The sequence below is a fragment of the Flavobacterium sp. FlaQc-48 genome, assembly GCF_044007335.1.
Taxonomy (GTDB): Bacteria; Bacteroidota; Bacteroidia; order Flavobacteriales; family Flavobacteriaceae; genus Flavobacterium.
This window is the reverse complement of the sequence record NZ_JBIPCR010000025.1, coordinates 63912-75150: the sequence shown is the minus strand read 5'-3', so window position 1 is coordinate 75150 and position 11239 is coordinate 63912. Positions and strand designations below refer to the sequence as shown.

At 35.7% G+C, this 11239-nt stretch carries 5 protein-coding genes; 4 read left to right on the top strand and 1 reads right to left on the bottom strand.

Annotated elements, in window-relative coordinates:
- Positions 1 to 285: 285 nt before the first annotated feature.
- Positions 286 to 2352, top strand: a complete 2067-nt coding sequence (locus ACHRWY_RS25775; protein ID WP_395358568.1) for a beta-N-acetylhexosaminidase — start codon at positions 286 to 288, stop codon at positions 2350 to 2352.
- 475 nt (positions 2353 to 2827) lie between these two features.
- Positions 2828 to 7573, top strand: a complete 4746-nt coding sequence (chiA, locus tag ACHRWY_RS25770) for a T9SS-translocated chitinase ChiA (RefSeq protein ID WP_395358566.1) — start codon at positions 2828 to 2830, stop codon at positions 7571 to 7573.
- Between the two features lie 217 nt (positions 7574 to 7790).
- Here chiA and ACHRWY_RS25765 read toward each other — a convergent pair whose 3' ends face one another.
- Positions 7791 to 8021, bottom strand: coding sequence for a hypothetical protein (locus tag ACHRWY_RS25765; protein WP_395358564.1), 231 nt, complete (start codon positions 8019 to 8021; stop codon positions 7791 to 7793).
- A gap of 598 nt (positions 8022 to 8619) precedes the next feature.
- Between ACHRWY_RS25765 and ACHRWY_RS25760 the strand changes: the two genes are divergently transcribed.
- Positions 8620 to 9393 (top strand): TlpA family protein disulfide reductase, encoded by a 774-nt coding sequence (locus tag ACHRWY_RS25760; RefSeq protein ID WP_395358562.1) that lies wholly within the window; start codon positions 8620 to 8622, stop codon positions 9391 to 9393.
- 171 nt (positions 9394 to 9564) lie between these two features.
- Positions 9565 to 11184, top strand: coding sequence for an ABC-F family ATP-binding cassette domain-containing protein (locus ACHRWY_RS25755; RefSeq protein WP_395358560.1), 1620 nt, complete (start codon positions 9565 to 9567; stop codon positions 11182 to 11184).
- Positions 11185 to 11239 lie beyond the last annotated feature (55 nt).

Here is an 11239-nt window from a genome sequence, read left to right as displayed (position 1 = left end):
GGGTAATGACTCCAGGGAATTCTGGGTAAGGGCCGAAGACCGAAATAAAAATACCGCCATCTTATACGATGATTTAGGTTTGGCAGAATACGAGGCCATCGAAGCCTTTAAGCGTTTTGATTATTAAAATTAAAATTTAAGATTCGGGTGAGAGCGAATCACATTACAAAATTCAGATTGATTTCATAATGATAGTGAGGGTCGAATAGAGATCATTCTGAGTTTTGTTTCCTTTATTTATTAAATACTGTTATCTCAGGATAACATCTTTCAAAAACAGTAAAAATGAAATATTTATTAGTCCTACTATTAGCAGGTTTAACGTCTGGTGCTCAAATTAAAAAAGAGCAATTAAATCTTATGCCCTGGCCTCAAAGTGTTGTTTTAAACGACGGAAGTTTTGCTTTAAATAAAAATTTTAAAGTAAATATTACCGGAAACCCAAATCCACGAATTTTTGGTGGTGTAACTCGTTTTTTACGTCGCTTAGATAGTAGAACCGGTATTTTTTTCGAACAGGGATTCATTACAAAATTAAATGAGGTTCCAACAGCTTCACTTCAGATCAATTGTACTAAAAGCGGAAAAATTGGTTTGTACGAAGATGAAAGCTATCATTTAGATATCAAACAAAATCAAATTACAATAAATGCAACAAGTGATTTAGGCGCATTACATGGGCTTGAAACCTTGTTACAAATGTTACAAAATAACAGCACCTCATTTTATTTTCCTGCGTCACAAATATCAGATTTTCCAAGATTTACCTGGAGAGGTTTGATGATAGATGCCGCCAGGCATTTTCAGCCGGTTGATGTGATCAAAAGAAACATTGACGGACTGGCTGCTATGAAAATGAATGTTTTTCACTGGCATTTAGTAGACGATCAGGGTTGGAGAATCGAAATGAAAAAACTTCCAAGGCTAATTCAATTAGCTTCAGATGGATTATATTATACACAAGATGAAATTAGAAGTATCATTAAATATGCCGATGAGCGTGGTATTTTGATAGTTCCGGAAATAGACGTTCCTGGTCATGGATCTGCAATCTTAACAGCTTACCCTGAAATTGGCAGCAAAGTGATTACATTGACAGGAGGAACTTCTGAAAAAAATATTCAGGGTACAGCAATAGCTACCTATGGAATTGAAAGAAATGCGGGTATTTTTTCACCAACATTAGATCCTTCAAATCCTAAAACATATCAATTATTAAGTGAAATTTTTGATGAGGTTTGCCCATTATTCCCAGGCGCTTATTTTCATATCGGGGGAGATGAAAATGAAGGTAAAGACTGGGATGCAAACCCTAAAATTCAGGAATTTAAAAAGAAAAACAATTTAGCAAACAATCATGAATTGCAAACCTATTTTACCATGCAATTAGTTCCAATGCTCAAAAAACATGGAAAGCAATTAATGGGATGGGAAGAAATTTTGACTAAAAATATGTCAAAAGATGCCATTATTCATGCCTGGAGAGGTGCTAATGAAGGAGTGATTGCAGGACAATCATTAGTAGATGCAGTAAAAAAAGGATACAAAACAGTGCAGTCAAATGGATATTACATTGACTTAATGTATCCAATTGCAAGTCATTATTTGAATGATCCAATGCCAAAAAGTGCTAATTTATCGGCAGAAGAAAAAGCGAGAGTATTAGGTGGAGAAGCTACAATGTGGTCAGAACTGGTAACCGAAACAACGATAGATTCAAGACTGTGGCCAAGAACAGCAGCAATTGCAGAAAGACTTTGGTCAGCAGAAGATATTACAGATTTAGCCAGTATGCGCAAACGTCTGGATGTGGTTTCATTCAGGTTAGAAGAACTAGGCTTAACTCATATTCGTAACAAAGCAGTTATTTTAAGAAATATCTCAAACAATCAGGATATTAAGAGTTTAAACGAATTTACGAATGTTTGCGAACCATTAAAAGGATACAAACGCAACAAAGGCGGAACAGAATATCAAATGTATTCTCCATTTACACTTTTTGCTGATGCCTGTGGACCAGATGCGAAAGATTCATTAGCTTTTGATGATGCGGTATCGCAATATCTGGCTAGTAAAACACCCGAAAATAAAGCAAAGGTTGCAGCATTTTTTACTAAATGGATTTCAGTTAACAAAGAATTAATTGAACTGAGTGCCAATGCGCCTTTAGTGCAATCCATTTTACCACTGTCGAAAAGTTTAAATGATGTATCACAGCAGATGTTACTTGTTTTAGAAAATAAATCGACATTAAAAACAGAGGACCTGAAGGATTTAGTAGAACAGTGTAATAGTAAAGATCATGCAGATGTAGAATTATCAGTTTACGAAAGTCTTAAAAAATTAATATAAAGAATTTGGTTTGAGTTAGTATTTAGTATGTTACCCTGATTATTTAGTAATTTATTTATCTCTACTAGAGGTTTCTGGTAGAGATATTTATGACAAACTTTTATACTGCTAAGCCATAAATCAAACAAAAAAAAAATAACCATCAAAAGAATCATTAACACTTAAAACCAAATAAAAGAGAATAAAAAAAACATGACAAAAAAGTAAAGTATTAAAATTGATAAATCCCAAATTTATCTTTTGTGTTTAACCTAATAATTTAAATAAATATCAATCAATACTATTCGCTAATGATTATGGATGATCGTAATAGTAATATTTATTTCTAGAAGTAATATGAATTAATTTCCAAGGCGTTGCAATGTTTTCTATTTGCAATGAATTGAATCCCAGTTGTTGTATTTACATGCTTTTTGAGTGTGTAAGGTATCGTAATTGGAATGTTTATTTTCTATTAACCAATATTAATTTAATTATGAAACATTATTACAGATTGCTTTTTTTGTTACTGTTTCCCTTACTTGCGTTAGCTCAACCGGCTCACGGTAAAAAAGTAGTAGGGTATTATGCGCAATGGTCTATTTATGCCCGGGATTTTAATATTCCCAAAATAGACGGAAGTAAATTGACGCATTTGAATTATTCTTTTTATGGGACAAGTTTTGATCCTGCCCATCCTGAGAATACCAAATTACAATGTTTGGATACTTATGCTGATTTTGAGCATATGGAAGGCGGAATTCCCTGGGATGCTCCCGTAAAAGGAAACTTTTATGACTTAATGAAGCTGAAACAAAAGTATCCGCATCTAAAAGTTTTAATTTCTGTTGGAGGATGGACCAAAGGTCAGGATCTTTCTCCAATTGCAGCAAGTCCGGTTGCAAGAGCCGCTTTGGCAGCAGATATGGCAAACTTTATTGTTACTTATCCGTTTATTGATGGATTCGACATTGACTGGGAATATCCTCTTTCGGGAGGAACAGACGGCACCGAAGTAATTAACGGGGCGCCAATTCCTCCACAAAAATACAGCCCCGATGACAACAAAAATTTAGTGTATTTGTTAAAAGCAATGCGTCAGGCAATGCCAAATAAATTAATCACGATTGCAGCGGGAAACAACGTTCGTAAAGTTGCGGCACAATATTTAGGCCCAAACAACAGAACACAATACGGAATGACAGAAGATATTTCGACCTATTGCGACTATATCACCTATTTTGGATATGATTTTGGTGGAAACTGGTATGATAAAACATGCTACAATGCCCCTTTATATGCAAGCGGAAACACAAATGATCCGTTATATGGCGCAACGCAATCAGAATCTCTGGATGAATTAACAAATCAATATTTGAATGTAGTGGGGTTTCCGGCGAATAAATTAATCATGGGATTGCCTTTCTACGGGAAAAAATTCGATCATGTGGCTAATAACGGAACCAATCCTAACTTACCGGGATTATTCGTTTCAGCACCAAGAGATATCGTTTCAGGATGTACAAATCCGCAAAATCCAACAGGAACCTGGGATGGTCCGGCAGCTTGCGAAAAATCCGGAAGTATCGAAATTTGCGATTTAGTCGGAAATCCGGTAACGAATTCGCATGCTTATTTAGACCCAAATACCATGCAGGTTACACCAACTGCAGCAGCTGCAGGATGGGTAAGGTATTTTGATAACACTACAAAAGTTCCTTATTTATACAATGCTACTTTAAAACAGTTTATCTCTTATGAAGATAAACAATCCATGGATTTAAAAGTACAATATATTAAATCGAAAAACCTTGCAGGAGGTATGGTTTGGGAATTGTCTCAGGACACCAGAGGTTCTGTACCAAATTCACTATTAACTCAGGTTGATACATCATTCGGGAGCGTAGTTCCGGGAACAGTAAGTATTGCAGGTTCTGTAAAAAACGGAACGGCTTTGGTTACGGATGTTACCGTAGAATTGCGTAATGCCAGTAATGTAGTATTACAAACAGTAGTTTCTGCAACTGGTAATTTCACATTCAATAATTTAACTTCAGGACAAAATTATACCCTAACGGCTTTAAAAGCTACTTATTCTTTTGTTCCGGTAACTTTAAACAATGTTACCGTTAATCAAACGAATGTTATTATCAACGGAACGCAGCCAACTTATACCGTTAGCGGAACAGTTCTTAACGGAACAACTCCGGTTTCCGGCGTAACAGTTTCGGCTACATCAGGAACAACAGTTTTAACTGCGGTTTCTAATGCAAGCGGAGTCTATAGCGTTGCAGGTTTAACAGCCGGACTCAATTTTACCCTTACAGCTGCAAAATCAGGATTCTCTTATACACCTGCTTCTACAGTATATAATGCAATTGATGCCAATAAAACTTTGAATTTTACTCAGGGAGCAGCAGTTGTTAATTATACTGTAAGTGGTACAGTTTTAAATAATGCAAATCCGGTTTCTGGCGTAACAGTTACTGCTTCTTTTACAGGAGGAAGTTATGCAGCTGTTACAAGTGCAAGTGGTGTCTATTCGCTTAGTTTGCCATCAGGAGGGAATTATACCGTAACCGCTGCTTTAACAGGGCAAACGTTTACTCCTGCATCAACAGTTTATACTAATTTAGTTGCCAACAAAACATTAAACTTCACTCAGGATGCAGTGGTTATAGGCACAAACAAAATTAGTGGAACCGTTAAAAACGGAGCAACTCTGGTAGCCGGAGCAAAAGTAGAATTAGTTTTACCATGGACAGATAACACACACAATTGGAAAAGTGTTATTGCAATAACAGATGCACAAGGAAAATACAGTTTCGACAATACAGTTGTGGCAGGATATACCACCATTACAAGTTTAAAATTAAATACCTGGGAAAACGGAGAAGTAGTTTATTTACCAAATAATCTGGCAAATTTTGCAGTTCCGGCAAACCCAACAGTTTACAACTTTAGTACAGGTTCTACTGCAAAAGCAGCACTGGCAAGTACCAACTTAATTAGTGGTACGGTAAAAAATGGCTCAACTCCTGTTGCAGGAGCAAAAGTAGAATTGGTTGTGCCCTGGACAGATAATACCCATAACTGGAAAAGTGTTATTGCCACAACAGATGCATCAGGAAATTATAGTTTTGACAATTCAGTTGTAGCAGGTTATACACAGATTTTAAGTTTAAAATTAAATGGTTGGGAAAATGGTGATGTGACGTATTATCCAAATAACTTAGCCAACTTTGCAGTTCCTACAACTCCAACGGTTTATGATTTTAATAGACAAGCGGTGGTTGCGACTAAGCCAGTAGTTGCCATTACAGCGCCAACAGCTTCGGCGATTGCTATAAATTTAGGATCAGCAATTAATTTTGTTGCAAGTGTTGGATTAAGTGCTGCTGATGCCACTACAATCTCATCTGTTGTATTTAGTTTAGATGGACAAAGTTTGAGTGCTGCCAATTCTTCAGGAACTTATACAGCGGTTTGGACACCAGCAGCAAATCAGTTTGGGCTTTCTCATACGTTAACCGTTACGGCTACTGCATCAAACGGAACAACAGATTCAAAAACATATAGTTTTACATTAACTTGTTCCGGTGCAAACTGCCCAAATTCATTACCTGTAATTACGTGGAATTCACCATCGAACACTACTGTAAATCAAAGTACTTTCCAGGTTGTGCCAATTTCAGTTACAGCTGTTGATAGTAACGGATCGGTTTCAGGCGTTACTATTACAATCAATGGAGGTACGTTTAACATGACAGCAGGTACAAATAATACCTATACGTATAATTTCACACCAGCTGCTTATCAGGATTATCCGGTTGTAATCAAAGCAACAGATAATCAGTCTGGTATAACTACATTAAACAATACCATTAAAATTGCTCCGGTGAGCACGAATAGATTTATCCCGCTTCCATCTAAAATTATTTTAGGGTATGCCCATTCCTGGGAAAATGCTTCTGCTCCATTTTTATATTTTTCTCAAATGGTGGGAAGTAAGTTTAACGTAGTGGATTATTCTTTTGTAGAAACCGTTAATCGTGATGGTTATACACCAGTATTAACTACAAATGATACCAGATATTTGACCAATGGTGTTTTTAATAAGCAATTGTTGAAAAATGATATAAAATCCTTAAGAGATAGCGGCGTTCCTGTTATTGTTTCTATTGGAGGTCAAAATGGTCATGTTGTTCTGGACAATGTAACTCAAAAAAATATTTTTGTTAATGGTCTGAAAGCAATTATTGATGAGTATCAATTTGATGGAGTTGATATTGATTTTGAAGGCGGATCGATGAATTTTAATGCAGGAGGTTTAAGAGATATTTCTTATGCGGGTATTTCTGCTTATCCAAGATTGAAAAACGTAGTAGATGCTTTCAAAGAATTAAAAGCGTACTACGGCCCTGGATTTTTATTAACTGCAGCTCCGGAAACACAATACGTACAAGGAGGATATTCTACCTATACGGATACTTTTGGATCCTTCCTGCCAATCATTCAAAACTTGCGTAATGAATTAGATTTGTTAGCGGTACAATTGTACAATACAGGAGGAGAAAACGGATTAGATGGTCAATATTATGGTTCAGCTAAGAAAGCAAACATGGTAACAGCCCTGACTGATATGGTGATAAAAGGGTATAACATTGGTACAACGGGAATGCATTTTGACGGTTTACCGGCCTCAAAAGTACTTATTGCATTACCAGCTTGTCCAAGTGCAGCAGGCAGCGGTTATTTAACGCCGGCAGAAGGAATTAGTGCTATGAATTATTTAAGAACCGGAACCACTTTTTCTGGAAGAACATACACGATGCAGCCAGGCGGGCCATATCCTTCTTTAAGAGGTTTAATGACCTGGTCTGTAAACTGGGATGCCTCTTCTTGTGGTAATTCATCTGAATTATCTAAAGCGTATGCCGCTTATTTTGCTTCGCAGTCAACAGCAAAAATGCTGTCATTAGATAAAATTGAAGCGAATGGTAAAACGATAGCATATTTCAAAAATGACGCTTTATCAGTTACCAATGACACCGAAGATATCGCTCAGGTAGATGTGTTTAACATTATCGGACAATCTTTAGTGAGTCATAAAAATATTCAAAACAATAAAGAAGTACTGCTTCAAAACCAAAGTTTCTCAACCAAACAATTGTTTATCGTTGTAGTAACAGACAAAGCAGGAAACAAAAAATCATTCAAAGTAATGAACTTTTTAAATTAAAGTTAACGCTTTTTGAATGAGAAAATTTAGGAATAAAAAATAGGGACGGTTAAAATTGAGTTTGGTTATTTATTTTTTAATCTAATTTTTATTTCGAATAAATGTATCGAATTTAGGTGATTTTGTTATTTGGTTTTCACCCGGAGGAGAGCATTATGAACCTGGCAATTTAATTGCCAGGTTTTTTTTATGGTTTAAAATAATGTACATTGATTATTTAGGCTTCTAAATAAGGATCTAAAACTTCTGCAAGTTTATTAAGCCAGTAAAAATTGTCATCAATATTTCTTATTTCAGATTCGATAGTTTCAGATCCTCTCATAACGGATAATGAAAGCGCATTATTTACTTCTCGTATCATTTTTGCCATTTCTTTGCAATCAATATTATCAGTGAAAAAAGCGCTTAATCTGGTTTCAACTTTATTAGAAAGGTTATCTGTAATCATTATCTTATTTTTTTAGCAAATTTAAAGAACATTTATTTTAGACATGACACAAATTTGTGTCAAAGTGATGTATATCATTTTATTAGGTGAATTTTTAGATTTTATTTTAATTGAAAGTATTTTTTTAAGAGCTAATCCCGCTCCCGAAGCCTCGGGACGTTTCAATCTTTTGTACTTCCCGATAACTATCAGGACCGGCACAAAAGGATTTCCACTACTATCAGGACTAGGGCAATCGTTTTCACGGAGATTATATTCTCAAATGATGCAATTATAGTATCATTTTTAACACAAAGTAACCTCATTATTGTCATCCTGACGAAGGAAGGATCTCCGCAAGAAACTCCGTAAAGAAAATCGCCAATCTTTGTCGAGCTACTTACGGAGATCCTTCCTTCGTCAGGATGACAAAAATGCGAATAAAAAAAATCCGTATAAATCCGCGTTTTCGCTTTAGCTCCCTCCCGAAGTTTCGGGATCGGGACGTGTCATCCGTGTGCCATTTCTTTGCGAACTTTGCGAAAATCCTTTAGTGCCCTTGCGGTTAAAATCATAATTTTAAGTACTTTTGAATCCCAATAATTCCATCAAGAACTTCATGCAAAAATCAATCAACTTCATAATAGCCTTTTTTATCTTCGCCGTAAGTTTCGCCCAATCAAAACCAGAAACCCCTGAAGTTGATCCCATTCAAATTCAAAAAACATACACAGATTGGTCAGCATACCAAAGCAAAAATATCATGCTTTCCAGAGACTTTACAGCATTCGATTCAAATTCAAAAGAAATCTCAAAAGAATCTTTCCTCGATCAATTAGCCAACGGAAACTACATCCCAATTCGATTGAAATCAGAAGATTCAAAATACTATTATCAACTATTCGGGATTCAGCCGAATTCAGATACCAGTATAAAAGCCACTATTAACCAAATTGGTTTTGATGCGTACAAAAATTTCAAGATGGAAGGAACAGCTTTTCCTAAATTTTCATTTAAGGATTTAAACGGAAACCTCGTTTCAAACGAATCGATGAAAGGAAAAATTATCGTTATAAAATGCTGGTACATTCATTGTACGCCTTGCATAAAAGAATTTCCACAGGTAAATAAACTAGCAAACGAATACAAAGACCGAAAAGACATTTTATTCATAAGTCTCGCCGAAGATTCGGAGGAACAATTAAAAGTATTTTTAGCAAAAAGACCTTTAAAATACGAGGTCATTCCAAACATGAAAGTATATATGAATGAAGCCTTACAACTCAATTCATTCCCGACACATTTTATTCTGAACAAAGAAGGTATGATTGCAAAGGTGCTGCCTAATTTCGAAAGTTTAGAAGTGGCCTTGGCGAAAGAGAGTAAATTGTAAAAAGTTAGATGTAAAAAGTCAGAAGTTAGATATTATTGTATTTGTGGGGACTGAGATATTTTACTTCTCACTTTTTACATCTTACAATACCATGAAACTTAACCCCTTTACACCTTTGCAACTCTGAACCTTTTTCACTACTTTTGCACCAAATTAATTAAAAAGACATTCATGTTAACAGTCAATAATTTATCAGTTCAATTTGGCAAACGAATTTTGTTTGACGAAGTAAATACCACATTCACACACGGAAATATTTATGGAGTTATTGGAGCCAATGGTGCTGGAAAATCTACTTTTCTAAAAATCATTTCGGGCGATATCGATCCAACTTCCGGGCACATTCATTTAGAACCGGGAAAACGTATGTCGGTTTTAAACCAGAATCACAACATGTTCGACGAGCATACGGTTTTGGAAACTGTTTTGATGGGAAATAAAGTTCTTTATGCTGTTAAAAAAGAAATGGATGAACTTTATTTAGACTACAACGACAAAAACGCAGACAGAATTGGAGAACTACAGGTTCAGTTTGAAGAAATGAACGGATGGAATGCAGATTCTGATGCGGCATCGATGTTGTCTAATTTAGGAATCAACGAAGAACATCATTATACTTTGATGGGCGATTTGGAGGGGAAAATTAAAGTTCGTGTGCTTTTAGCGCAGGCACTTTTTGGAAATCCTGATTTGCTTATTATGGATGAGCCTACCAATGATTTGGATTTTGAAACTATTACCTGGTTAGAGAATTTCTTAGCCAATTATGAAAATACAGTAATTGTAGTATCTCACGACCGTCACTTTTTAGATTCGGTTTGTACGCATATCTCAGATATTGATTTTGGAAAAATAAACCACTATTCAGGAAACTATACGTTTTGGTACGAGTCTAGCCAGTTAGCGGCCAAACAACGTGCTCAGCAAAACAAAAAAGCAGAAGAAAAGAAACAGGAATTAGAAGAATTTATTCGTCGTTTTAGTGCGAACGTTGCCAAATCAAAACAAGCAACATCCCGTAAAAAAATGATCTCTAAATTGAATATTTCAGATATTAAACCTTCAAGCCGTCGTTATCCGGCGATCATTTTTGATCAGGATCGTGAAGCAGGAGATCAGATTTTGAATGTTGAAAATTTAGAAGCTTCTGTAGATGGTGAACTTTTGTTTAAAGGAGTAGATTTGAATATGGCAAAAGGCGATAAAATCGTGCTGTTCTCTAAAGATTCACGTGCTACAACAGCATTCTACGAAATTTTAAATAACAATCAAAAAGCAGACGCCGGAACTTTTGATTGGGGAATTACAACCAATCAGGCTTATTTACCGGCTGAAAACCATTCTTTCTTCGAAAACGATTTGACTTTGGTAGACTGGTTACGTCAATATGCAAAAACAGAAGAAGAGCGTGATGAAGTATTTATTAGAGGATTCTTAGGGAAAATGATTTTCTCAGGAGAAGAAGCGTTAAAAACAAGCCGTGTATTATCAGGAGGAGAAAAAGTACGTTGTATGCTTTCGAGAATGATGATGGAAAGAGCCAATATCCTGATGCTTGACGAACCAACAAATCACTTAGATTTGGAATCGATCACCGCTTTTAACAACTCATTGAAAAACTTCAAAGGATCTGTAATTTTCACCACACATGACCACGAGTTTGCACAAACTGTGGGTAATAGAGTAGTAGAGTTGACACCAAACGGAGCAATAGACCGTTACATGACATTTGATGAATATTTAGACGACGAAAAAGTTCAGGAATTAAGAACAAAAATGTACGCTAAATAAAAACATAGTTTAGATAAAAAAAGAAATCCCGATCAGTAAAACGATCGGGATTTTT